Source organism: Polynucleobacter finlandensis, assembly GCF_018881755.1.
Classification (GTDB): domain Bacteria; phylum Pseudomonadota; class Gammaproteobacteria; order Burkholderiales; family Burkholderiaceae; genus Polynucleobacter; species Polynucleobacter finlandensis.
Map to the genome: position 1 here is coordinate 18,836 of NZ_JACVPS010000015.1, position 24,022 is coordinate 42,857.

The following is a 24,022-nucleotide window of genomic DNA, read 5'->3' on the forward strand; positions in this document are numbered from 1 at the left end:
TAAGGTCAAACCTATTTGCCTCTACTGACTACTAACAGAGCTAAATCTTGTAGGGCTTGCGCTTTGCTGCCAAAAATCTCCAGACTGGCAATCGCCTCTGCTTGCAATTGCTTTGCCTGCTTCTGTGCATAGTCTAAACCCATCAAGGTTACGTAGGTAGGCTTATCGTTGGCGGCATCCTTACCAGCCGTCTTTCCGAGGGTTTGACTATCTGCCGTAGCGTCTAGAACGTCATCAACAATCTGAAAGGCCAGGCCAAGGGCCTGAGAATAATTTTTCAGGCAAGTCATTTGGGTAGGGTTCAAGTGAGCGGCAATACCGCCCAATTGCACAGCGCAAGATAACAGCGCACCTGTTTTCATGGCATGCATTTGCTTCAAACCAGCAAGATCTAATTTCTTGCCAACGCTATCTAAATCAATTGCTTGACCACCGGCCATACCGCGCGAACCGGATGCCGCAGCCAAGCTACTCATCATGAACAAACGCACGTCAACCTCGCACTGTGCGTTTGCCAAAATTTCAAAGGCGCGCGTTTGCAAGGCATCGCCGACCAACAAAGCAGTGGCTTCGTCGTAGGCCTTATGAACGGTAGGCCGTCCTCGGCGCAAATCATCGTCATCCATGCAAGGCAAGTCGTCATGCACCAATGAGTAAGCATGGATACATTCAATCGCAACTGCGGCTGCGTCTAATGCCTCGACTTTGGCATCACCTAGTGAGCCCGCTGCATAAACCAATAAAGGACGAATACGTTTACCGCCACCTTGAGCCGCATAACGCATTGCCTCATGCAATCGCTTAGGCGTCGTTTGATCTGAATCAAGCAGAGACTCTAATGCAGACTCGGTACGCGTGGAGTGCGCACTAAGCCACTCCTGAAATTGAAAAGCTGAAGTCATTAGGCCTCAAATACACGCACTTGTTGCTCAACCTGAGCAAGCACGCCCTGACAATGTTTGAGTAGTGCCGCGCCACGTTGGTAGGCCAAAAGGGTTTCTTCTAGAGAGAACTTTCCAGACTCCATGTCAGAAATTAACTTCTCAAGCTCTTTAACTGCCTCTTCATAGCGCAATTTGGGATCAATTTGGGCCTCAAGAGCAGGCTTTTGACTCTCTGATTTTTTAGCTGGCATAGACCCGTTTCCTTTGTATTTCTTGCACAAACAGCCCTATATATTAAAGCGAGAAGCCCTTTCGATGGGTATAATTCATCCCTTCCTTTCCAATATCGACTCGTCGATGGTTGGATTGGTTATTCCGCTTAGCTTCGGCTGACGTTTTCGGGGGTGGGGAGAATGACTAATCTGGCTACCGCGCAGAAGCTTGCGCCGTCCAATCTACAACTGCCGGTTTCGGCATATTTTGACGTTGATTTGTATCAGCGCGAAATTGAACTGCTTTTCAAGCAAGGGCCTGGCTATGTCGGCCACGATCTCATGGTGCCCGAAATTGGCTCCTATCGCACATTGGCCGCAGAAAATGAAGGTCGCATTCTGGTTCGCAATGAGGCCGGTGTAGAACTCTTATCAAATGTTTGCCGTCATCGCCAAGCACTCATGCTCAATGGCTCCGGCAAAACAGAAAATATTGTTTGTCCACTGCATCGCTGGACCTACGATCTGAATGGCGATCTTTTAGGCGCCCCTCATTTTGAAGACAAGCCCTGCCTCAATCTTGGCAAGTCCCCATTGCAAAACTGGCAAGGACTGTTATTTGAAGGTCCGCGTGATGTGAGATCTGATCTTGCCAAGCTGGGTGTTGCAGATGATCTCAAGTTTGATGGCTATATGCTCGATCACGTTGAGGTGCACGACTGCAACTACAACTGGAAAACATTTATCGAGGTTTATCTCGAGGACTACCATGTCGTTCCATTTCACCCTGGCTTAGGAAAGTTTGTTTCTTGCGAAGACCTCCGTTGGGAATTTGGCGACTGGCATAGCGTGCAAACGGTTGGCATTCATAAAGATTTAGCAACGCCCGGATCACCCGTGTATCGCAATTGGCATGAAGCAGTGTTGCGCCAATTTGGCGGAAAATCACCACGCCATGGGGCAATCTGGCTGACCTATTACCCTAATGTCATGGTCGAGTGGTACCCAGGCGTGCTCTGTGTTTCTACCCTACATCCACTTGGTCCGAATAAAACACGCAACATTGTTGAGTTTTATTACCCAGAAGAGATTGCTCTATTCGAGCGTGAGTTTGTTGAGGCTGAACGTGCCGCCTACATGGAAACCTGCATCGAGGATGATGAAATCGGCGAACGCATGGATGCAGGTCGTGCTGCCCTCTTTGCTCGCGGCATCAACGAAGTTGGTCCATACCAAAGCCCAATGGAAGACGGCATGCAGCATTTCCACGAGTGGTATCGTCGTGTCATGAACTATCAAGGCGTTTAATTTAATTCACAAAAGGTCACTTCATGACTCCTCTTATTACTGCTAACCAGTTAGAAGAAATCATTAACAGTGGTGAAAATGTGTTGCTGTGTGACTGCCGCTTTGATTTGGCTGATACATCTGCCGGTAGAAAAGCCTACGAAGAAAGTCACATTCCAGGCGCCATCTATGTCGACCTCGATCAAGATCTGTCTGGTGAAAAAACCGGCAAGAATGGGCGACACCCATTACCGACTCCAGATGCTTGGGCCAAAACAAAAACACGCCTCGGCATGGATAACAACACCCTGGTAGTTGCTTATGACAAACAGGGCTCTGTATATGCCAGCCGTTTGTGGTGGATGCTCAAAGCGACCGGTCATGCCAATGTGCGAGTACTGGATGGCGGGCTAGATGCCTGGAATGGCCCTATCGGAACGATTCCCCGTCAACCAAGTCCTGCAAGTCAAGCGATTGAGGCCATGCCGTATGTCGGTCTCGTATTAGCTGATGCAGTGTCTGAGAACTTGCAAACCCAGAAAAGTGTTGTGATGGATGCACGCGCTAACGATCGCTTTCATGGTCAAAATGAAACTTTAGATCCAGTCGCAGGCCATATCCCCGGCGCAATCAACCGCTTCTTTAAAGACAATCTATCTGCCACCGCATTTAAAGCACCAGAACAACTCTATAAAGACTTTGTGGATTTTCTAGGCCCCCTCAAAGCATCCGATGTCATTCACCAATGCGGCTCGGGAGTTACTGCGTGCCATAACTTACTGGCGATGGAAATTGCTGGGTTGAAGGGGTCGCGCCTCTATGCTGGCAGTTGGAGTGAATGGTGCGCAGACCCCCAGAGGCCTGTTGAAACTTAACGCAAGTTAGATAGTAGGATCACGAAACCTACGCCACAAGCAATCAACACTGTTTGACGTAAAGACTCTGCCCAATGCGGGCGACGATGCATTTGCGGAATCAAATCACTCACTGCAATGTAAATAAAACTGCTAGAGGCAATGACTAGAAGATAGGGCATGGCAGCATGTGCTTTTTCTAAGAAAAAATAAGCTAGCACGCCACCGACCACAGCAGATAAACCGCAAATCAAGTTGTACAGCAAAGCCCGTGTACGCGAAAAGCCAGCATTGAGCAAAACAATAAAATCGCCAATCTCTTGCGGAATCTCATGAGCAATGATGGCAAGCGCTGTAAAGATGCCCACTTGATAATCCGCCATAAAAGCAGCAGCGATCAATACCCCATCTACAAAGTTATGCAGTCCATCGCCAATCAAGATCATGCTACCGCTTCGTCCAGCAGCCTCTGCGTCATGACCATGGTGATGATTATGACCATCGCCTTCGTGATGATGACTATGACGCAATAAAGAAATTTTCTCTAACAAGAAAAATCCCAGCAAGCCAGCAAGCAAAGTGGCAAATAAGAGTTGCGGGCTTGTACCCTCCATGCTGAAGGCTTCGGGTAAAGAATGCAAAAAAGCAGTAGCTAGCAAAATTCCGACCGAAACGCTCACCATGTTGTGAACCATCTTGGAAAGCAATGCCAAGGAGAAGGTGGCGGCTACAAGAACGCTAGCCGTTCCTGCAAGCGCAGTTACCAAGAGAATGCTTTGTAAAACTGTCATAGCAATCACACTACTCCGTTTTTCTTAAACCAAGCCAAGCATTTTGCCCAACCATCTTTTGCGGGGCCTTCGCGATAAGACTCGCGGTAGTCCGCATGAAACGCATGGGGGGTATCTGGATACACCTCAAACTGGGATGCCTTGGCTGCAGCATTAGTAGGCGCGGCTTTTGCTAAAGCCTCACGCATTTGATCAATGCTCACCAAAGAGATTCCAGCATCAGCAGCGCCATAAAGTCCTAAGACGGGGGCTTTTAAGTCTGTAGCAATGTCAACTGGATGACGTGGATTGCCTTCGGTTTTGTCACCAATCAAGCGGCCATACCAAGCTACGCCGGCACGTACCTGTGGCAATGTGGCGGATAGCCAAGTAATGCGCCCGCCCCAACAAAAACCAGTCACGCCAACCCGTTTTAAGTCGCCCCCATTTTTTCCAGCCCAGACCAATGCAGCCTGCAAATCACCCAACACCTGGGAGTCAGGCGTCTTAGAAATAATATTAGTAAAGATTTCAGCAATCGTGCCGTATTGACTGGGATCACCAGCCCGTACAAAAAATTCTGGGGCAATGGCGAGATAGCCTAACTTTGCAAAACGACGGGTGACATCAGCAATGTACTCATGCACGCCAAAGATCTCACTCACGACGATCACGATTGGCAGTGGGCCTTTGGCCTTTTCTGGACGTGAGACATAGGCCGGAATTTGAGAGCTGCCCACTGGGATAGATTGCTCGCCAGCAGTCAAACCTGTAAAGCTCGTTTCAATAGCAGCGGCCATGACAGGCTGTGATGCTGGCGCCAAGCCAATCCCAATGCCTGTTGCAGCAATCGCAGAGGTCTTGATAAAACTTCTTCTATCACCCTGAATACCTTGTGAAGCTTGATGATTTTTTTTGTTCATTGCATTTATCCCCATTTCACCCAAGCATTTTTATCAAACTCAGTGGGCTTCTTCCCAATTATCGCCAATACCAATACTCACTAGCAATGGCACTTTCAGATCGGCTACTGTACACATCAAACCTGGTAATTTTTCCTTTAGCAGATCAATCTCATCCAAAGGCACATCAAATACTAATTCATCATGCACCTGCAAGAGCATGCGGGTTTTGAGTTGCTCTTTTTCTAACCAATTCTCGACAGCAATCATGGCTAACTTAATTAAGTCTGCGGCAGTGCCTTGCATCGGCGCATTAATCGCAGCACGCTCAGCGCCTTGACGACGAGGTCCATTAGATCCCTTGATCTCTGGTAACCACAACCTTCTACCAAAAACCGTCTCTACATAACCATTTTCGCGCGCCTCGACACGGGTGCGCTCCATATATTGGGCTACACCAGGATAGCGATCAAAATACTTGGCAATATAGTTTTGTGCTGCAGAACGTTCAATTCCTAAATTACCTGCCAGACCAAACGCACTCATGCCATAAATCAAGCCGAAGTTAATGACCTTGGCGTAGCGACGCTGCTCGGAGCTCACATCATCCAAAGGCACACCAAAAATTTCAGCTGCAGTTGCTTGGTGTACGTCCTTACCAGTATTGAATGCCTCTAGAAGGTTTTCATCTTCGGCAATATGCGCCATAATGCGCAATTCAATTTGCGAATAGTCTGCTGAAAGTAACTTACAACCATCCGCCGGAATAAAAGCCTCCCGAATTCTTCGCCCCTCTTCAGTACGCACGGGAATATTTTGCAAATTGGGATCGCTAGATGCAAGGCGCCCGGTTACTGCAGTCGCTTGAGAGAAGTTCGTATGTACCCGACCCGTCTTTGGATCAGCCATGCGCGGTAACTTCTCGATATAGGTTGACATCAATTTAGCCAAGCTGCGGTAATCCAAAATACGAGCTGGTAATGGGTAGTCTTCAGCTAGCTTTTGCAACACTTCTTCATCGGTTGAAGGTGCGCCTGAGGGCGTCTTCTTAATCACCGGTAACTCCAATTGCCCAAATAAAATTTCGGCAATCTGCTTGGGTGACTGAATATTAAAAGGCTGTCCCGCTAGTTTATGTATCTCACCTTCCAGTTCCAGCAGGCGTTTTCCGACCTGTTGGCCCTGCTTGGCCAGTAACGCGGAGTCGATCCGAATGCCATTGCGCTCCATGATGCCCAGTACTCGCATAGCAGGCATCTCAATCTGCTGGTATACGTAGAGCAAGCCTGGGCTAGCCTGTATCTGGGGCCACAGCTCTAAGTGGAGTCGTAAGGTGATGTCCGCATCTTCAGCTGCGTAATCAGTGGCGATCTTGAGATCCACTTGATCAAAGCCAATTTGATGCACGCCTTTGCCGCAAACTTCTTCGTAGCGAATGGTCTTCACGCCAAGATGCCGTTCTGCCAGGCTATCCATATTGTGCGGTAAGTGAGATTCCAGAACATAAGATTCAAGCAAAGTATCGAACTGAATGCCGCCTAAAGTAATTCCGTAATTGGCAAAGATGTGACTGTCGTACTTTAAGTTTTGACCGACCTTGGCATGAGAAGAACTCTCTAACCATGATCTCATTCGCAACAGCACTAAGTTGCGGTCTAGTTGAGTTTCGCCATTGCGATGGGCTACCGGAATGTAACAAGCCTCACCTGGTGTTACCGATAAAGAAATGCCAACCAACTCTGCTGCTAAGGCATCTAAACCAGTGGTCTCGGTATCGACTGCGGTTAACTGTGCAGATTCAATTTTCTTGAGCCATCGATCTAAAGCAAGCTCATCTACTACGCACTCGTAATGTCGTGTAATCCCATCATGTAAATCTGTTGTGGCTTGAGATAACACGGTTGTTGGAGTAGACGCAATCTCTCTCGATTTTTTTGCGGCTAATTCATTCGGGGAGATGCCGGGTAAAGGACTGCCAGCCAAGTCAAAGACCGCCTCCCCTTGATTTGACTGAGGGCTAGGGTTGTTCAGTTGCTTTTCTACATCTCGCAACCAAGTCTTAAATGCATAGCGCTCAAACAGCTCACGCAAGAGTGGCGCATCTTCAGGCTTTGCATGCAAGTCATCCAAACTCAGGAGATGTGGATCTAGATCGCAGTCTTTTTTGACGGTAATTAATTCACGCGCTTTAGGAAGCCACTCTAAGCTGGCTCGTAAATTTTCACCGACTACACCTTTTACTTGCTCAGCGTTTGCCATCAAATTATCAAGATCACCAAACTCAGCTAACCACTTATTGGCTGTCTTAGGTCCAGCTTTTGGGACACCGGGAACGTTGTCAACAGCGTCACCAATAATAGATAAGTAATCCACAATTCGTTCCGGTGGCACTCCAAACTTTTCAATCACACCTTCGATATCCAATTTTTCATTGGTCATGGTGTTGATCAAAGTCACTGAGGCATTCACAAGCTGCGCTAAATCTTTATCGCCTGTTGAAATAATCGTTTCCCAACCGGCTTGAGTAGCCTGACAAGATAGGGTAGCAATCACATCGTCAGCCTCAACTCCCGATACCATCAAGACGGGCCAACCTAGAGCCTTTACCATCGCATGAATAGGCTCGATTTGCTTCACCAGATCTTCGGGCATTGGCGACCGATGCGCCTTGTACTCGGAGTACATTTCATCCCGAAAAGTCTTCCCTTTAGCATCAAATACACAGGCAATATGATCAGCCTTTAGCTCGGATCTGGCCCTGCGCATCATGTTGACCATCCCATAAATTGCCCCCGTTGGGTCACCAGCCCCATTTCTAAGGTCTGGCATGGCATGGAAGGCGCGGTAGAGGTAGCTAGAGCCGTCTACCAACAAGAGTCTATGTTTAGTCATACCGCAATCGTACAATCTAGTTGCTAACTTCCCACGGGTCTGGTTTGGGAACCGATCTGGAGTGGGACTAAAAAGGTGAAAAATGATGCATGCTCTAACCAACTTATTCAGCCACTCCTGGAGCCAGGCCCTTGTTTTAACTAGCTTTTTCATGGCTTTTGGCATATTGGGAAGTGGTAATGCTGCTGCCCAAAATATGAGCCAAGCTCTTAGCCCTGCCGAGCTCCAACAAATTAATAACCAGCCACTTGCTCCAGCAGTGAGTGCATCTGGCGCGATGAACACCCCAGAAATGCGCAAGCCTAGCTATCAATTTAAAGATGGGAACGGGACTGAAGTGACTGAGTACAAGGATTCAAATAGCCCAACCCAAGTTCAGGTAAAAACGAAATTAACGACTTACGAAATGTCACCTCCCGACTCTGTTAAACCTGGCGCCCAGTCTGGCGAAGGCAGTTTACTGAGTGTGCCCAGCATCAGCATTCCAATTCGGTAACGTATGGCTGTATTTACCCCGATCGAGCTTGGCGATATCTCAGACTGGATCGCGCGGGACTTCAATATTGGCGAGGCTACTGCTATTCGCGGTATTCATGGCGGCATCGAGAATTCCAACTTTTTCTTAGATACCGTTCTTGATGGCAAGAAACAAGAATTTGTTTTAACGATCTTTGAAAGATTGTCTGCAGAACAACTTCCCTACTATCTTGAACTCATGCGGCACTTGGCGGACAAAGGCATTACCGTACCAAAGCCAATCGCTAATCAAGATGGTGCGATTTTGTTTTCCCTCAAAGGTAAGCCTGCGGCAATCGTTACCAAGCTACCCGGTCTATCGCGATTAGACCCCGAAGTGAAGCACTGCGTATTGGTGGGCGAGATGCTTGCCAAGATGCATTTAGCAGGCGCCGATTTTCCTAAAACACAAATAAACTTGCGTAGCCTTACTTGGTGGCAAAAAACAGTGCCTCAAGTCTTGGCACATTTAAATCAAAATCAACAAGATTTGCTCGCTAGCGAATTAGCCACTCAAGAAAACTTCTTCGCCTCAAGTGAATATGCCGCATTACCGCAAGGCGCAAGTCATTGCGATCTCTTTAGGGACAATGTCTTATTTGATCCGCAAGGATCTGCCGATACTTCAAAAGACCAATTGGGCGGCTTCTTTGATTTTTATTTCGCCGGCACGGATAAGTGGCTATTTGATTTGGCAGTGACGGTAAATGACTGGTGTTTGGCTAGCAACAAAAAAGATTTAGATCCTGCTCGCTTTAATGCGCTAATGGATGCCTACCAATCCGTGCGCCCACTGACTGCCGATGAAAAATCTAGCTGGTCAATGATGGTCCGCGCGGCTGCCTTGCGCTTCTGGATCTCTCGCTTGTGGGATTTTTATTTACCGCGTGATGCGCAGATGTTGACGCCGCATGACCCAAGCCATTTTGAACACATTCTTTTAAGCCGCAAAGCCATATGAAACTAAACTGCGTCGCCCCTAAAGAGGGATACACCTGGATCCGCCAAGGGATTTGGCTTTTTAAGCAAAGCCCTATTGGATTTTTGATGCTGGTCTTTATGTATGTGTTTCTTGCACAGCTTGCTGTACTCGTGCCGGTGATTGGCGTCTTTGCAGTCTTGGTTCTGACGCCGACCCTCTCCGTGGGCTTTATGACAGCGTGTCGACAGGCCATTCAAAAAGAACGTATTCGCCCCATGGTGTATTTGGCAGCACTCCAATCCACCGCGGTGGTTCGTAAAAGAATTTTGCAACTAGGTCTTGTTTACGCAGCCCTCATTCTGGCACTCAGTTTTATCCTGAGCATGCTTGTTGATTTTGAATTGCTACTTCCCCTGATGACAAGCGATAAGCCCGTCACTCCTGAGGCTATTCGACAAATTTATTTGGTCTTGTTTTTTGGGGCCATTCTGTACATTCCGGTAGCGATGCTGATGTGGTTCTCGCCGATCCTGGTGGCCTGGGAGGACATGTCGATTCCTCAAGCACTCTTCTCCAGTTGCTTAGCTTGCTGGACTAATCGCGGGGCGTTCTTTCTGTATCTTGCCATCTGGAGCGTGGTCCTGATTGCCATTCCACTCATCATTGGGTCTGCGTTAGATGCAGTGGATCTTGGGCAGGCTGCCTCATTCATCGTCGCTCCGCTTTCAATGGCGGGACTCACTGTGATGCATTGCTCTTTCTTCGCAACATGGAAAGCCTGCTTTGCAGACAAAGAGGAAGCTACGCTCTTAGCGTAAGGTAGCTAGTCAATAGCACTCAGTTTCGCAATGCTCAGTTGTAACCACTTCACACCATGTCGTTTGAAGCTCACTTGAGCACGTGCATCCGCATCATTACCCTCTAAGCCGGTAACACGTCCTTCACCAAACTTGGTGTGAAATACATTTTGCCCAATCGTGAATGGATAGTTACCGCGGGGCGGTGAAACAAGTCTTTGAACTGTGGTCGAGGCAGAACCCACTCTTCCTGTGCGCGCAGGCGCTTGACCATAAGTTTGATGTCGTACTTGCTGACGCTCATTACCAGAGTCAAAAAAATCATTGGATTCATATTCGCGTTGACGTGTATAGCCATCTTGCCAAGTTGATCCTGAACTTCTACCGCTGCCACCCCAACGAGAATCCTTAGCCTTAGGAGTCAGCCACTTAAGCGAATCAGCCGGCAGCTCTTCTAAGAAGCGAGATGGCATGTTGTAGCGTACTTGGCCATGCAACATGCGTGACTGAGTATGGGAGAGATACAAGCGCTCTTTAGCCCGGGTAATCGCCACATACATTAAGCGACGCTCTTCTTCTAGGCCATTGAGTTCATTCACACTATTTTCGTGTGGGAACAAGCCCTCTTCCAGGCCGGTAATGAAGACGGCAACGAATTCGAGACCTTTGGCCGAATGCACTGTCATTAACTGCACAGCATCTTGACCGGCTTGAGCCTGGTTATCACCCGCCTCTAGAGATGCATGCGATAAAAATGCTGCGAGCGGAGAAGCTGCAACCATGCCTGGCTCAGCCTCACCAGACAAGGTCGCTGCAGTAGCGTCTTGACCATAGCCCTCTTCCGCAATGAAAGCAGTTGCGGCATTCACAAGTTCTTGCAAGTTCTCTACGCGATCTTGGCCTTCACGCTCAGTCAAATAATGCTGAATCAAGCCACTGTTCTGAATCACAAACTCCACCGTCTCAGGCAAAGTATTGTGACGGGTTGCTTCACGCATGTGATCAACCAAGCGCACAAATCCGCTCAGTGATGTGCCCGCTTTTCCAGTCAACGTGGTGGCAGCTAAATACAGGGAACATTGCTGAGCTCTTGCCTCATCTTGCAATGCTTCAATGGATCTCGCACCAATACCCCGGGTTGGGAAGTTCACAACGCGCGAGAAAGAAGTATCGTCGTTTGGATTCTCCAAAAGACGTAAGTAGGCTAGTGCATGTTTAATTTCTGCACGCTCAAAAAAGCGTAGTCCGCCATATACACGGTAAGGAATAGCGGCGGAGAACAAGGCGTGCTCAATGATGCGTGATTGCGCATTACTTCTGTACAGCAAAGCGATCTCGGTACGCTTGATGCCGCTACTCACTAAGGCTTTGATTTCATCAACCAGCCACGCCGCTTCTGCATGATCACTAGCCGCATCGTAGATTCGGACTGGTTCGCCATGACCCGCATCGGTACGAAGATTTTTTCCCAGACGCTCAGTATTGTTAGAAATCAGATGATTGGCAGTATCTAAGATATGACCGTGCGAGCGATAGTTCTGCTCTAGCTTGACCATCATCGGATGAAATTGTTTTTCATAGAGACGCATGTTCTCTACATCAGCCCCGCGGAAGGCATAAATACTTTGATCGTCATCACCAACAGCAAAGACGGCGCTAGTACCAGCGCCACTCACATTCGCCTTACTAGCATCATGACCAGATAGCAGTTTTAACCAGGCGTATTGGAGCGCATTGGTATCTTGAAACTCATCAATCAGAATATGACGGAAGCGTTCTTGGTAATGCGTCCGAATCGCTTCGTTATGTTTCAACAATTCATAACTACGCAATAAGAGCTCTGCAAAATCGACTACGCCCTCACGTTGACACTGTGCATCGTAGGCTTCATAGAGCTGCGCCATTTTGGCTTGGAAGTCATCACCTGAATCTAAGTCACGCGCCCGCATTCCACGCTCTTTGGCATGGGCAATGAAATACTGCAATTGCTTGGGTGGATATTTCTCATCATCCACTTTCAAACCCTTCAAAAGGCGTTTGATAGCAGATAACTGGTCCTGGGTATCCAGAATCTGGAAAGTGGACGGTAAACCCGCATCCTTGTGATGCGCCCGCAATAAACGGTTGCAAAGACCATGAAAGGTGCCAATCCACATGCCCCGAGTATTAATGGGCAACATGGCACTCAGGCGCAACATCATCTCTTTGGCAGCCTTATTGGTGAAGGTCACCGCCAAGACGCCAATAGGCGAAACCTGACCCGTTTGGATCAACCAGGCTATACGGGTGGTGAGGACGCGGGTTTTACCGCTACCCGCCCCAGCCAAAATTAAGGCTGATTGGGCCTGGCCATTTTCATTTACGGGCGGGAGGGTCACTGCCTCGCGCTGTTCTGGGTTGAGGTTCGCGAGCAAGTCTGAGTACATCGTCCCAATTATAATTTGCCTCTTATGCCAAATGCTTCGAATACCCCTAATTCACCAGCGAGCAGTCCAGCGGACCAGCTTGCTAAATCCTACGAACCCGCACCCATAGAAGCGCATTGGGGGCCAGAGTGGGAAAGCAGAGGCATTGCCACAGCCTCACTCGAAGAAGGCAAGGAAGACTTTAGCGTTCAACTACCACCCCCGAATGTCACCGGTACGCTCCATATGGGTCACGCCTTTAACCAAACCATCATGGATGGCTTGGTACGACATGCTCGTATGTCCGGTAAAAATACCTTATGGGTACCCGGCACAGACCATGCTGGTATCGCCACACAAATTGTGGTTGAACGTCAGCTTGATGCGCAAAAAGTTTCTCGCCACGATTTAGGTCGTGAGAAGTTTCTAGAAAAAGTATGGGAATGGAAGGAAACTTCCGGCAACACGATTACCAACCAGATTCGTCGTCTCGGCGCCTCGATTGATTGGAGCCGTGAATATTTCACAATGGACAGCAAGATGTCCAAAGCAGTGGTTGAAGTATTTGTCCGTCTGCATGAGCAAGGGCTCATTTACCGTGGCAAACGTTTGGTCAACTGGGATCCCGTTTTAGGAACTGCCGTTTCAGATCTGGAAGTAGTAAGCGAAGAAGAAGATGGCTCGATGTGGCACATCCACTATCCACTCACTGATGGCTCTGGCCATCTAACGGTTGCTACTACTCGCCCAGAAACCTTATTGGGTGACGTCGCAGTGATGATCAACCCTGAAGACGAACGCTATAAGCATCTTATTGGTAAATCAGTCAATCTACCGCTGTGCAATCGCGAGATTCCCATCATTGCCGATGACTATGTTGATTTGAACTTTGGTACCGGCGTGGTGAAGGTAACCCCTGCTCATGACTTTAATGACTATGCAGTCGGTCAACGCCATCAATTGCCACTCATCAATATCCTGACCTTGGATGCCAAGATTAATGAGAATGCACCTACCGTGTATCAAGGTATGGAGCGTTTTGCCGCTCGCAAACAAATCGTTACTGATTTAGATGCTGCAGGCCTCTTAGAAAAAGTACAGCCCCATAAATTAATGGTGCCTCGCGGCGACCGCACTCAAACGATCATTGAGCCGATGCTCACAGATCAATGGTTTGTGGCAATGTCCAAACCAAGTCCTGATAATCAATATCAGCCAGGTTCATCGATTGCCGGCGCTGCATTAGATGCGGTTACCAAAGGTGACATCAAACTTGTCCCAGAAAACTGGATCAACACTTACACCCAATGGCTCGAAAATATTCAAGACTGGTGTATCTCGCGTCAACTGTGGTGGGGCCATCAAATCCCAGCCTGGTATGGTGAAGATGGCCAAATCTTTGTGGCACGCTCTGCAGAAGAAGCCAAAACCAAAGCTGTAGCTGCAGGCTATAGCGGCGCTCTAAATCGCGATCCTGATGTACTTGATACCTGGTTTAGCTCAGCGCTTGTCCCCTTCAGCTCATTGGGCTGGCCAGAACACACTCCTGAACTCAAGCACTTCTTGCCCTCATCTGTATTGGTTACTGGCTTTGACATCATCTTTTTCTGGGTAGCGCGCATGGTCATGATGACCTGCCACTTCACTGGTAAGGTGCCATTCCATACTGTTTATGTTCACGGCTTGGTGCGAGACTCCGAAGGCCAGAAGATGAGTAAGTCCAAGGGCAACACTTTGGACCCAATTGATCTAATTGACGGTATCAAAATTGAAGAGTTAGTTGGTAAAAGAACCTCTGGCTTGATGAATCCAAAACAAGCTGAAAGTATTGGCAAGAAAACCAAGAAAGAATTTCCGGAAGGCATTCCTGCATTTGGTACTGATGCCCTACGTTTTACTTTTGCATCTCTTGCTTCACTAGGTCGCAATATCAACTTTGATCAGAAACGCTGCGAAGGTTATCGCAACTTCTGCAACAAACTCTGGAATGCCACCCGCTTCGTTCTCATGAACTGCCCAGGTGGCGATGAAGAAAATGGTCTTGCACCTTGTGATAATCAATGTGGTCCAGAAGGCTACTTAGACTTCTCTCCTGCAGATCGTTGGATTGTTTCTTTATTACAAAGAACCGAAGCCGATGTTGCTAAAGGTTTTGAAAACTACCGCTTTGACAATATTGCCTCAAGCATCTACCAATTTGTTTGGGATGAGTACTGTGACTGGTACCTTGAACTGGCCAAGGTGCAACTGCAAACTGGTACGCCAGCACAGCAACGCGCAACGCGTCGCACCTTACTCCGTGTTCTGGAAACCATCTTGCGTATGGCACATCCATTAATTCCATTTATCACGGAAACACTCTGGCAAACCGTTGCCCCAATATCTGGCAAAGAACTTGTCAAGCAAGAAAAGCAAACCATTGCATTACAGCCTTATCCAGTTTCTCAGCCCGAGAAAATGGATGAGCAGAGTGAGGTATGGGTTGCTCAAATTAAAGCTATTGTGGATGCCTGCAGAAACCTGCGGGGCGAAATGCAAGTCCCCCCCGGACAAAAAGTACCGCTCTGGATTAGCGGTCCCGAGGCACTATTGAAGCAAGCCACCCCTTACCTCACTGCTTTAGCTAAATTATCTGAAGTCAAAATCTACACCGATGAGTCCGCCCTAGAGAAAGATGCCCCTGGAGCACCAATGGCTCTAGTGGGCAGTATGAAACTACTATTAAAAATTGAGGTTGATGTAGCTGCAGAGAGGGTGCGCCTAAGTAAAGAAATTGAGCGCATTGCAAATGAAATTATCAAAGCACGCATTAAACTTGATAATGAAAGCTTTGTAGCTCGCGCCCCGACTGAGGTCGTAGCCCAAGAAAAACAACGGCTTGTAGTATTTGAACAAAACCATGAGAAGCTTGTTACACAACTAGATCGATTGAAATAATAAGAGAGCTAAATTCGAAATGTCTATGAATACCAAAGCAGTTACTAAAGCAGTTTTTCCTGTTGCTGGCTTAGGCACTCGTTTCTTGCCGGCTACTAAAGCCAGTCCCAAGGAAATGCTGAATGTGGTTGATAAGCCGCTGATTCAATATGCGGTTGAAGAGGCAATTGCCGCCGGCATTACTGAAATGATTTTCGTTACCGGTCGCAGCAAACGTGCGATTGAAGACCATTTTGATAAAGCCTATGAATTAGAAGCAGAGTTAGAGGCTAAGAATAAAAAAGAATTACTCGAAATTGTTCGCAGCGTTAAGCCAAGTCATGTGGATTGCGTATACGTTCGCCAGCCAGAAGCTCTGGGCCTGGGCCATGCCGTTTTATGTGCAGAAAAGTTAGTGCGGGATGAACCCTTTGCAGTGATCTTGGCTGATGACTTATTGGATGGAAACCCACCTGTTCTCAAGCAAATGCTTAAAGTCTTTGATGAGCAAAACGGCTCAGTATTGGCTGTAGAAAAAATTGACCCTGCCAAAAGCAGCTCTTATGGCATTGTGTCGGGGAATGAAGTTAGCAAAGGCATCTACCGCCTCAATGGCATCGTAGAGAAGCCGCAACCAAAAGACGCTCCATCAAACTTAGCAGTAGTTGGTCGCTACGTTTTATCTTCTGAGATCTTTAGACATATTCGCAATCTCAAGCCAGGTGCTGGCGGAGAGATTCAGCTCACTGATGCGATTGCCGCATTGCTCAAAGAAGAGCCTGTATTTGCTTATGAATACGATGGTGTGCGCTATGACTGCGGTAGCAAAATTGGCTTGCTCAAAGCTTCTGTGGAATTTGCTTTACGTCATCCAGAAGTGAAGGATGATTTCGCTGCTTACTTAAAGAGTCGCTCTTTAGGCTAAGCAGTCTATCTTTTCGTCTGTCTTTCGCCTATCTTCTCTTGAGGAAGAAAACCAAGATATTGCCTTCATTGGCAGTTGCGATGAGCTCATTACCTGTCTGTTTAGCAAAGGCAGGGAAGTCATGAGCGGCGCCAGCATCGGTTGCCTTAATCTTCAGGACTTCACCTGACTGCATCGTTGCTAAAGCTTTCTTGGTGCGCAAAATAGGTAGTGGGCAATTCATGCCAATGGCATCTACCTCTGCGTTAAATACGATATTGCTGATTTCGGTCATTTGCTTGCAACCCAATCTTTAACGCCCGCTAAAGCGGCCCCCAAGGCTGCAGGATTATTTCCGCCGGCCATTGCCATTTCTGGCTTGCCGCCGCCTTTGCCACCCACCTGCAAGGCTACGAAATTGACGAGGTCACCAGCCTTTACCTTACCAATGGCATCGGCAGTCACACCGGCCACCAAACTCACCTTATCGCCCTGCACAGAGGCCAACACAATGGCAGCAGTCTTCAGTTTTGCTTTGAGGGCATCCATGGTTTCTCGTAAGACTTGCGCATCAGCACCATCTAAACGAGCAGCCAAGACCTTGATGCCGTTGACATCCACTGCTTGGGTAGCCAACTCATCACCTTGACTAGCAGCAAACTTAGAGTTCACTTTCTCCAACTCACGCTCAGCTTGACGCAAACTGTCTTGCAGTTGGGTCACGCGATTGACTAAGTCTCCAGGGTGGGTTTTGAGTACAGCAGCAGCTTCGTTAATCTTGTCTTCAAGATCTTGCAAGAAGTGCAAAGCATTTTGTCCAGTAACCGCCTCAACGCGACGAATACCAGCAGCCACACCACTTTCTGAAACAATCTTGAGGCTACCGATATCACCAGTGCGTTCTACGTGCGTACCGCCACAAAGTTCTTTTGAGCTACCAATTTCTAGTACGCGTACTTCATCACCATATTTCTCACCAAAGAGCATCATGGCGCCAGTCTTCTGGGCATCATCTAAAAACATCACTTTTGCTGAAGTTGCAGCATTGGTCAAAATCTCACGATTGACAATATCTTCAACTTGTCTAATCTGGGCAGCAGTAATGGGTGCGTTATGCGTAAAGTCGAAGCGGGTCTTACTCGCATCAACTAAAGAGCCTTTTTGTTGCACGTGATCGCCTAAGATTTCACGTAAAGCTTTATGCAGAATATGGGTAGCGCTATGATTGCGCATGGTCTCGGTTCTTAGTTGCACATCGACCAGCGCATTGATGGAATCGCCCACCTTAAGTTCACCTTCAGCCACTTCACCTTGGTGACCAAATACATCAGCCTGAATCTTGAAAGTATCCTCAACCGTAAAGCGCACACCTTCATTGCGTAACTCACCTTTGTCGCCCACTTGGCCGCCTGACTCAGCATAGAAAGGCGTGCTATCCAAGACAACGACTGCAGCATCGCCCGCCTTAACGGATGGGACTGATGAGCCATCCAGATACAGCGCCGTTACCTTTGCGCCCTCATGTTTTAAGCTGTCATAACCGTGGAACTGCGTTGGTTTACCTGAGTATTCCAGGCCCTGAGCCACTTTGAACTTACCGGCAGCCCTGGCTTGATCGCGCTGCTTTTGCATCGCTACTTCAAAACCTTGCGCATCGACAGTAACATCGCGCTCGCGACAGACGTCTGCGGTTAAATCCAATGGGAAGCCAAAGGTGTCATGCAAACGGAATGCAGTTTCACCATCGACCACTTTTGCACCGCCGGCCAAAGCGCCTTCCAATATTTCCATGCCATTAGCAATCGTCTGAAAGAAGCGTTCTTCTTCTTGCTTGAGCACTTCACTCACCTTGTCTTGTGCAGCACGTAGTTCTGGATAGGCTTCGCCCATTTCTTTAACGAGGGCTGGCACTAGTTGATAGAAGAATGGTTTGCGTGCACCCAATTTATAACCATGACGAATCGCACGACGGGCAATACGACGCAGGACATAACCACGACCAGCGTTACCAGGGATCACGCCATCTACCACCACAAAACTACAGGCTCGGATGTGATCAGCAATCACCTTGAGTGACGGACTCTCCGCATCACAATTTCCTCCGCCAGCGGCATCTACCGCCTCTTTTGCGGCTTTGAGCAAATTAACAAACAGATCGATTTCATAGTTGGAATGAACCTTCTGCAAGATTGCGGCAATACGTTCAAGGCCCATACCAGTATCAACGCTAGGCTTAGGCAGTAGATGCATATTGCCCGCTTCATCACGGTTGTATTGCATGAACACATTATTCCAAATCTCAATGAAGCGATCGCCATCTTCATCTGGACTGCCTGGAGGGCCGCCGGGAATATGTTCACCGTGATCGTAAAAAATCTCAGTGCAAGGACCGCAAGGGCCTGTATCGCCCATCATCCAAAAATTGTCGGATGCATAACGCGCACCTTTGTTATCACCAATCCGAATGATGCGATCAGCTGGTACGCCAATTTGATCTTTCCAAATCGCATATGCCTCGTCATCTTCGGCATAGACCGTCACTAAGAGTTTTTCTTTGGGAAGCTTAAAAACTTCCGTTAATAAATCCCAAGCAAATTGAATGGCGTCTTTCTTGAAATAGTCGCCAAAAGAGAAATTACCTAACATCTCAAAAAAGGTATGGTGACGGGCTGTGTAGCCCACGTTATCCAAGTCATTATGTTTGCCACCAGCCCGGATGCATTTTTGGGCAGTTGTCGCGCGGGTATAGGGGCGCTTATCAAAGCCCAAAAACACGTCTTTAAACTGGTTCATCCCTGCATTGGTAAATAGCAGCGTGGGGTCATCCCCCGGTACCACTGGGCTGGATGGGACGATTTGGTGGCCTTTGGCGGCAAAGAAGTCCAGGTAGGCCTGGCGAATTTGGGAAACTTTCATGGGAATAATTATCGCATTCGCACCAGTGCAGGGCAAACCCTAGACAAGATACCCCCCTACCTGCCTTACAATCGCACAACATCAATAAATAAATCGGCACAAATGTCGATGAACAAGGAGCGCAACTTGAATATCCGCAATCAAAAAGACTTTGGTGCAGGGATCATGTATATGGTCATCGGCCTATTCTTTACCTTTGTAGCCTTGCAATACCAAATGGGCACACCCGCCAAAATGGGCCCAGGCTATTTCCCATTGTGGCTTGGCATTCTCATGACAGCCTTAGGCCTGCTCATTTTGGTGAAATCTCTCAGCGCTAAAGCAGCGATTGAAAAGATTCCCAAGTTTGACTGGAAAATCATTGGCATGATTACTGGCTCTGTCGTTCTTTACGGCATCCTTTTGCCAACAATGGGCTTTATTATTGCGATTGCCGTCTTGGTATTTATGTCTGCTAGCGCCAGTCATGAGTTTCATTGGAAAGGCACTTTAGTCAATGCGATTGTCCTGATTGTCTTTACCTACTCCGTATTTGTGCTGGGTCTGAAGCTTCAGTTCCCATTGCTACCTTTCTTTCTTCAACAATAACGAACCCGGACTCTAAAAATGGACTTATTTGCTAATTTAGCCCTCGGTTTCGATACAGCGTTTACGCTGCAAAACCTTCTTTACTGCCTGATTGGTTGCGTGCTTGGCACCTTGATTGGCGTTCTTCCTGGTCTTGGCCCAATTGCAACGATTGCAATGCTTCTGCCAGCAACCTATGCTTTGCCTCCAATTGCCGCATTGATCATGTTGGCTGGTATTTACTACGGCTCCCAGTACGGCGGCTCCACCACTGCCATTTTGCTCAACATCCCAGGTGAAACCTCCTCGGTGGTGACGGCGATCGATGGGTATCAAATGGCCCGAAACGGTCGAGCGGGCGTAGCCCTCTTTACCGCTGGTATGGGCTCATTCTTTGCAGGGTGTGTAGCAACCCTCGTATTGGCAGCCTTTGCTGCACCACTCTCCCAATTAGCATTTAAATTCGGTCCCGCTGAATACTTCTCCCTAATGGTCTTGGGGTTAATTGGCGCGGTGGTTCTTGCTTCCGGCTCATTGGTTAAGGCTATTGGCATGATCGTTTTAGGCTTGTTAATGGGCTTGATCGGTACCGACGTGAACTCTGGCGTATCACGGTATGCGTTTGACATCCCTGAATTAAGTGATGGTATCGGCTTCGTTGCGGTGGCAATGGGCGTCTTCGGCTTCGCTGAAATCATGACCAATCTGGAAAAGAAAGGTGAGGATGAGGGCTTCTTAAACAAGATGACCACTATGATCCCAACCAAGCAAGACGTGAAGCGTATGATCCCCTCGATTTTGCGTGGCACAGCTATTGGCTCAATTTTGGGTATCCTGCCAGGCGGCGGTGCTGCTTTGGCTGCTTTCGGCGCTTACTCAGTTGAGAAGAAATCCTCTAAGTACAGCCATGAATTTGGTAAAGGTGCCATTGAGGGTGTAGCAGGTCCAGAGTCAGCTAACAATGCTGCTGCTCAAACATCCTTTATCCCATTGCTCACCTTAGGTATCCCACCTAATGCTGTGATGGCATTGATGGTTGGCGCGATGACCATTCACAACATTCAGCCTGGTCCACAGGTAATGACCAGCAACCCAGCCTTGTTTTGGGGTCTGATTGCGTCAATGTGGATCGGCAATATGATGCTGATTATTTTGAACTTGCCATTGATCGGTATGTGGGTACAGCTCCTGAAGATTCCTTATCGCTTTATGTACCCAGCGATCTTGGTGTTCTGCTGTATCGGTGTTTACACCGTGAACAACACTGTCTTTGACGTATACGTCACAGCAGCTTTTGGCTTAATTGGCTACCTGTTCTACAAATTGGGTTGTGAACCCCCTCCATTACTCCTTGGCTTCATCCTCGGACCAATGATGGAGGAGAACTTCCGTCGCGCTTTGTTGCTCTCCCGCGGTGATTTCACAACCTTCTTAACCCGCCCACTCTCATTAGGCCTGCTCATCGCAGCAGCCCTCTTGGTCGTTATCGTGGCTTTGCCGGCAGTAAAAGCAACCCGAGAGGCCGCCTTCGTAGAAGAGTAATCTTCAGTCTCCATAGAAACGAGCCCGCAGCAGTTTGCGGGCTTTTTCTTTATGGTTTGGGGCTTTTCTCTACAATGTGGGCATGTCCCAAGATAGCAAACCACCTAAAGCCGCTGCCGGCGCAATAGCCGAGCCCTCCAATTTTTTACGTCAGATCATCGATCATGACTTAGCCAGTGGCGCATTTGCTCAGCGTACAGATTTAGCCAATCAAGCCATCCCATCTATCATTACCCGCTTTCCACCAGAGCCAAATGGCTACCTGCATATCGGTCATGCCAAAAGTATTTGCCTGAACTTTGGCCTGGCGGCTGACTACAACGCATTGCCTGGCGGCGCTCGCTGCAATATGCGCCTAGATGACACCAATCCGGTTAAAGAAGATGTTGAGTATGCCGACAGCATTTTGGATGCGGTGAAATGGTTGGGCTTTAGCTGGGGTGATCATCTGTATCACGCCAGTGATTACTTTGATCGCCTGTACGAGTTTGCAGAAATTCTGATTCAAAATGGGAAGGCGTATGTTGACAGTCAAAGTGCTGAAGACATTCATACCAATCGCGGTAACTTTGGCCAAGCTGGAAAAAATAGCCCTTTCCGTGACCGCAGCCCTGCAGAAAATCTTACCCTCTTCCGTGAAATGCGCGATGGCAAATTTAAAGATGGTGAACATGTTCTGCGCCTGAAGATTGATATGGCGCATCCGAATATTGTGATGCGCGATCCGGTCGTCTATCGCATTCGCCACACTGATCATCACCGCACAGGCAGCAAGTGGTGCATCTACCCTTTATACGATTACACCCACTGCATTTCGGATGCACTGGAAAATGTTTCACACTCCATTTGCACTCTGGAATTTGAAAACAATCGTCCGCTCTATGACTGGATTGTGAACGCATTAAAAGAGCTGGGTATCTTCAAAGATCCTGTGCCACATCAGTATGAATTCGCCCGCCTCAATTTAACTTACACCATCACCAGTAAACGTAAGTTGTTGCAACTGGTGGAAGAGAATCATGTCGAGGCTTGGGATGACCCGCGTATGCCAACCATAGTAGGTATACGTCGTAGAGGCTACACCCCAGAAAGTATTCGTTTGTTCTGTGAGCGTATTGGGGTCTCGAAAGCAGATAGCTGGATTGATATGAGCACGCTGGAGCAAGCCTTGCGCGATGATCTAGAAGCTAGAGCACCACGGGCTACTGCCGTACTCAAGCCACTGAAGTTGGTGATTGAAAACTTCGATGCTGCAGCTAGCGAGTCTTGCTCAGCACCTCGTCACCCCCAGCATCCTGAATGGGGTAATCGTGAATTCAATTTCACACGTGAGTTGTGGATTGAAGCCGACGACTTTATGAGAGAACCTGTTAAAGGATTCTTTAGACTCTATCCGCCCACTGGTGATCAGCCTGGTGGAAGAGTGCGCTTACGTCACGGCTTCGTGATCGAGTGCACTGGCTTTGAAACTGATGCTGCTGGCAATGTCATTCAAGTGAATGCGACGCACTTTGCCGACAGCAAAAGCGGGACGCCAGGGTCAAATAATTACAAGGTTAAAGGCAATATTCATTGGGTGAGTGCCGCTGAAGCCATTCCAGCTGAAGTGCGAATCTACGACCATCTCTTTAGTGATCCGCACCCTGATAGCGGTGATAAGAATTTCTTAGACGCAATCAATCCAAATTCCAAGAAAACCATCACTGCTTACCTAGAACCTTGCATGAACGATGCCAAAGCGGAAGATCGCTTCCAGTTTGAACGTCATGGCTATTTTGTCGCAGACCAATCTGATTCAAAACCTGGCAAGCCAGTCTTCAATCGCGCAGTCGGCCTCAAGGATTCTTGGAAATAGTCTTCAAAAATACTGCCACGCTGGGATAGCGTAGCGGGGTTTTGAGTTCGGGCAATCGAGTATTGGTCACACGCCTGGATTCACGCATAAACGACCACAGCATTGGACTGACTATTTTCTGCAACTCTGCTGCAGGCATTCGCGCAGGCCGCTCCAAACCAAAAGCATCTGCCACCTCGTCAAAGTAATCCCCCATTTTGGTTTCACCGCCGTCACAGGCATTGATAACCCTCTGAGGTTTGCCGTGATACACCGCAGCGCAAACCAAGCGGGCCAAATCATCACTTTGGATGTGATTTGAATACGCATCCTCATCCGATATTAGCGCTGGCGTCCTTGCTTGCAAGCGCTCGACTGGGAGGCGATTGGCAGCATAAATGCCCGGTACGCGCAGAATCGTGACAGCGACACCATGAGCTGGTCCCCATAGGCGTAAGACCCGCTCAGCATCGACCCTCCGCTTCGCGCGCTCACTTTGAGGATTTACTGGCGTTATCTCAGACACTCGACCCCCTTTATGGTCACCATAGACCCCTGTAGTACTCACATAAATGAGGCGACTGAGGCTAGCGGGCCCTTGGGCTAAAATTCGGGTCAGGTTGCGGGTTCGGCTATCACGATGACCTATGTTCTGGGGTGGCGCCAAATGAATCACGGTTTCCGCCAAACCACTTAAACGCCAGAGAGTCTCTGGCTTGTCTAAGTCCCCCAAAATAGGAGTGATGCCAAGTCCCCTCAATTCTGAAAAACGGCTTTGCTGCGAAGTGAGCGCAAAAACGCGATAGTTCCGACAAAGCTGTTTAGCTACTCGGAGACCAATGTCGCCACAGCCAATGATCAGGATTCGGGGTTTACCAAAAGATTGCATAAGTGACATCGTA

The 24,022-nt window shown here is 48.3% G+C and carries 19 protein-coding genes; 10 read left to right on the forward strand and 9 right to left on the reverse strand.

Features of this window, described 5'->3' with window-relative positions:
* Positions 1–11: 11 nt before the first annotated feature.
* Both ICN49_RS09995 and xseB read right to left on the reverse strand, forming a co-directional pair.
* On the reverse strand, positions 12–902 hold the full coding sequence (locus tag ICN49_RS09995; RefSeq protein WP_216167929.1) for a polyprenyl synthetase family protein: 891 nt from the start codon (positions 900–902) through the stop codon (positions 12–14).
* Positions 902–1,135, reverse strand: coding sequence for an exodeoxyribonuclease VII small subunit (gene xseB, locus ICN49_RS10000; protein ID WP_216167930.1), 234 nt, complete (start codon positions 1,133–1,135; stop codon positions 902–904). Before xseB ends, ICN49_RS09995 begins: the two co-directional genes overlap by 1 nt.
* A 162-nt stretch (positions 1,136–1,297) precedes the next feature.
* On the opposite strand from xseB, the gene ICN49_RS10005 reads away from it, so the two are divergent.
* Both ICN49_RS10005 and ICN49_RS10010 read left to right on the forward strand, forming a co-directional pair.
* Positions 1,298–2,404: an aromatic ring-hydroxylating oxygenase subunit alpha gene (locus tag ICN49_RS10005; protein ID WP_216167931.1), complete on the forward strand. Its 1,107-nt coding sequence runs from the start codon at positions 1,298–1,300 to the stop codon at positions 2,402–2,404.
* A 23-nt stretch (positions 2,405–2,427) separates the two neighbouring features.
* Positions 2,428–3,258 (forward strand): sulfurtransferase, encoded by an 831-nt coding sequence (locus tag ICN49_RS10010; RefSeq protein WP_216167932.1) that lies wholly within the window; start codon positions 2,428–2,430, stop codon positions 3,256–3,258.
* Here the strand turns inward: ICN49_RS10010 and ICN49_RS10015 are convergent.
* From ICN49_RS10015 to polA, 3 genes are read right to left on the reverse strand one after another with little or no spacing between them, the layout of a single operon-like run.
* Positions 3,255–4,028, reverse strand: coding sequence for a ZIP family metal transporter (locus tag ICN49_RS10015; protein ID WP_216167933.1), 774 nt, complete (start codon positions 4,026–4,028; stop codon positions 3,255–3,257). The two genes, ICN49_RS10010 and ICN49_RS10015, sit on opposite strands and share 4 nt — an antisense overlap.
* Positions 4,029–4,033: 5 nt before the next feature.
* On the reverse strand, positions 4,034–4,930 hold the full coding sequence (locus tag ICN49_RS10020; RefSeq protein ID WP_216167934.1) for a dienelactone hydrolase family protein: 897 nt from the start codon (positions 4,928–4,930) through the stop codon (positions 4,034–4,036).
* 39 nt (positions 4,931–4,969) lie between these two features.
* Complete coding sequence (gene polA / locus ICN49_RS10025) at positions 4,970–7,801, reverse strand: DNA polymerase I (protein ID WP_216167935.1); 2,832 nt, start codon at positions 7,799–7,801, stop codon at positions 4,970–4,972.
* A 151-nt stretch (positions 7,802–7,952) separates the two neighbouring features.
* On the opposite strand from polA, the gene ICN49_RS10030 reads away from it, so the two are divergent.
* Genes ICN49_RS10030 through ICN49_RS10040 form a run of 3 tightly spaced genes read left to right on the forward strand, consistent with a single transcriptional unit; the run spans position 7,953 to position 10,057 of the window.
* Positions 7,953–8,297: a hypothetical protein gene (locus tag ICN49_RS10030; RefSeq protein WP_255535503.1), complete on the forward strand. Its 345-nt coding sequence runs from the start codon at positions 7,953–7,955 to the stop codon at positions 8,295–8,297.
* Between the two features lie 3 nt (positions 8,298–8,300).
* On the forward strand, positions 8,301–9,278 hold the full coding sequence (locus ICN49_RS10035) for a homoserine kinase (protein WP_216167937.1): 978 nt from the start codon (positions 8,301–8,303) through the stop codon (positions 9,276–9,278).
* Positions 9,275–10,057 carry a BPSS1780 family membrane protein gene (locus ICN49_RS10040; RefSeq protein WP_216167938.1) on the forward strand — a complete coding sequence of 261 codons (783 nt, stop codon included), beginning with the start codon at positions 9,275–9,277 and terminating at the stop codon, positions 10,055–10,057. The genes ICN49_RS10035 and ICN49_RS10040 overlap by 4 nt, the downstream gene beginning before the upstream one ends.
* 5 nt (positions 10,058–10,062) lie before the next feature.
* Here ICN49_RS10040 and ICN49_RS10045 read toward each other — a convergent pair whose 3' ends face one another.
* Positions 10,063–12,462, reverse strand: coding sequence for a UvrD-helicase domain-containing protein (locus tag ICN49_RS10045; protein ID WP_216167939.1), 2,400 nt, complete (start codon positions 12,460–12,462; stop codon positions 10,063–10,065).
* Positions 12,463–12,486: 24 nt separating this feature from the next.
* Between ICN49_RS10045 and ICN49_RS10050 the strand changes: the two genes are divergently transcribed.
* On the forward strand, positions 12,487–15,378 hold the full coding sequence (locus tag ICN49_RS10050; RefSeq protein WP_216167940.1) for a valine--tRNA ligase: 2,892 nt from the start codon (positions 12,487–12,489) through the stop codon (positions 15,376–15,378).
* Between the two features lie 19 nt (positions 15,379–15,397).
* Entirely contained in the window at positions 15,398–16,282 is an 885-nt protein-coding gene (galU, locus tag ICN49_RS10055; protein WP_216167941.1) for a UTP--glucose-1-phosphate uridylyltransferase GalU, read from the forward strand.
* A 28-nt stretch (positions 16,283–16,310) separates the two neighbouring features.
* Here the strand turns inward: galU and ICN49_RS10060 are convergent, their stop codons facing one another.
* Positions 16,311–16,538, reverse strand: coding sequence for a sulfurtransferase TusA family protein (locus tag ICN49_RS10060; protein ID WP_216167967.1), 228 nt, complete (start codon positions 16,536–16,538; stop codon positions 16,311–16,313).
* Positions 16,539–16,552: 14 nt separating this feature from the next.
* Positions 16,553–19,177: an alanine--tRNA ligase gene (alaS, locus tag ICN49_RS10065; RefSeq protein WP_216167942.1), complete on the reverse strand. Its 2,625-nt coding sequence runs from the start codon at positions 19,175–19,177 to the stop codon at positions 16,553–16,555.
* A gap of 126 nt (positions 19,178–19,303) precedes the next feature.
* Here alaS and ICN49_RS10070 point away from each other — a divergent pair, with 126 nt between their 5' ends.
* The 3 genes from ICN49_RS10070 (at position 19,304) to ICN49_RS10080 (ending at position 23,141) form a co-directional block, all read left to right on the forward strand.
* On the forward strand, positions 19,304–19,765 hold the full coding sequence (locus tag ICN49_RS10070) for a tripartite tricarboxylate transporter TctB family protein (protein WP_216167968.1): 462 nt from the start codon (positions 19,304–19,306) through the stop codon (positions 19,763–19,765).
* 18 nt (positions 19,766–19,783) lie between these two features.
* Entirely contained in the window at positions 19,784–21,286 is a 1,503-nt protein-coding gene (locus tag ICN49_RS10075; protein WP_216167943.1) for a tripartite tricarboxylate transporter permease, read from the forward strand.
* 82 nt (positions 21,287–21,368) lie between these two features.
* The gene (locus ICN49_RS10080; RefSeq protein WP_216167944.1) at positions 21,369–23,141 is read left to right on the forward strand and encodes a glutamine--tRNA ligase/YqeY domain fusion protein; all 1,773 of its coding nucleotides are present in this window, start codon (positions 21,369–21,371) and stop codon (positions 23,139–23,141) included.
* On the opposite strand, the gene ICN49_RS10085 is transcribed toward ICN49_RS10080, so the two are convergent.
* The gene (locus ICN49_RS10085; RefSeq protein ID WP_216167945.1) at positions 23,122–24,018 is read right to left on the reverse strand and encodes an SDR family oxidoreductase; all 897 of its coding nucleotides are present in this window, start codon (positions 24,016–24,018) and stop codon (positions 23,122–23,124) included. The two genes, ICN49_RS10080 and ICN49_RS10085, sit on opposite strands and share 20 nt — an antisense overlap.
* Between the last annotated feature and the right edge of the window lie 4 nt (positions 24,019–24,022).

Coding starts and splice junctions, on each gene's coding strand:
- xseB (WP_216167930.1), bottom strand. CDS start 1,135: ATGCCAGCTAAAAAATCAGAGAGTCAAAAGCCTGCTCTTGAGGCCCAA.
- galU (WP_216167941.1), top strand. CDS start 15,398: ATGTCTATGAATACCAAAGCAGTTACTAAAGCAGTTTTTCCTGTTGCT.
- ICN49_RS10040 (WP_216167938.1), top strand. CDS start 9,275: ATGAAACTAAACTGCGTCGCCCCTAAAGAGGGATACACCTGGATCCGC.
- ICN49_RS09995 (WP_216167929.1), bottom strand. CDS start 902: ATGACTTCAGCTTTTCAATTTCAGGAGTGGCTTAGTGCGCACTCCACG.
- ICN49_RS10085 (WP_216167945.1), bottom strand. CDS start 24,018: ATGTCACTTATGCAATCTTTTGGTAAACCCCGAATCCTGATCATTGGC.
- ICN49_RS10050 (WP_216167940.1), top strand. CDS start 12,487: ATGCCAAATGCTTCGAATACCCCTAATTCACCAGCGAGCAGTCCAGCG.
- ICN49_RS10010 (WP_216167932.1), top strand. CDS start 2,428: ATGACTCCTCTTATTACTGCTAACCAGTTAGAAGAAATCATTAACAGT.
- ICN49_RS10075 (WP_216167943.1), top strand. CDS start 19,784: ATGGACTTATTTGCTAATTTAGCCCTCGGTTTCGATACAGCGTTTACG.
- ICN49_RS10015 (WP_216167933.1), bottom strand. CDS start 4,028: ATGACAGTTTTACAAAGCATTCTCTTGGTAACTGCGCTTGCAGGAACG.
- ICN49_RS10005 (WP_216167931.1), top strand. CDS start 1,298: ATGACTAATCTGGCTACCGCGCAGAAGCTTGCGCCGTCCAATCTACAA.
- ICN49_RS10045 (WP_216167939.1), bottom strand. CDS start 12,462: ATGTACTCAGACTTGCTCGCGAACCTCAACCCAGAACAGCGCGAGGCA.
- alaS (WP_216167942.1), bottom strand. CDS start 19,177: ATGAAAGTTTCCCAAATTCGCCAGGCCTACCTGGACTTCTTTGCCGCC.
- polA (WP_216167935.1), bottom strand. CDS start 7,801: ATGACTAAACATAGACTCTTGTTGGTAGACGGCTCTAGCTACCTCTAC.
- ICN49_RS10035 (WP_216167937.1), top strand. CDS start 8,301: ATGGCTGTATTTACCCCGATCGAGCTTGGCGATATCTCAGACTGGATC.
- ICN49_RS10080 (WP_216167944.1), top strand. CDS start 21,369: ATGTCCCAAGATAGCAAACCACCTAAAGCCGCTGCCGGCGCAATAGCC.
- ICN49_RS10020 (WP_216167934.1), bottom strand. CDS start 4,930: ATGAACAAAAAAAATCATCAAGCTTCACAAGGTATTCAGGGTGATAGA.
- ICN49_RS10030 (WP_255535503.1), top strand. CDS start 7,953: ATGGCTTTTGGCATATTGGGAAGTGGTAATGCTGCTGCCCAAAATATG.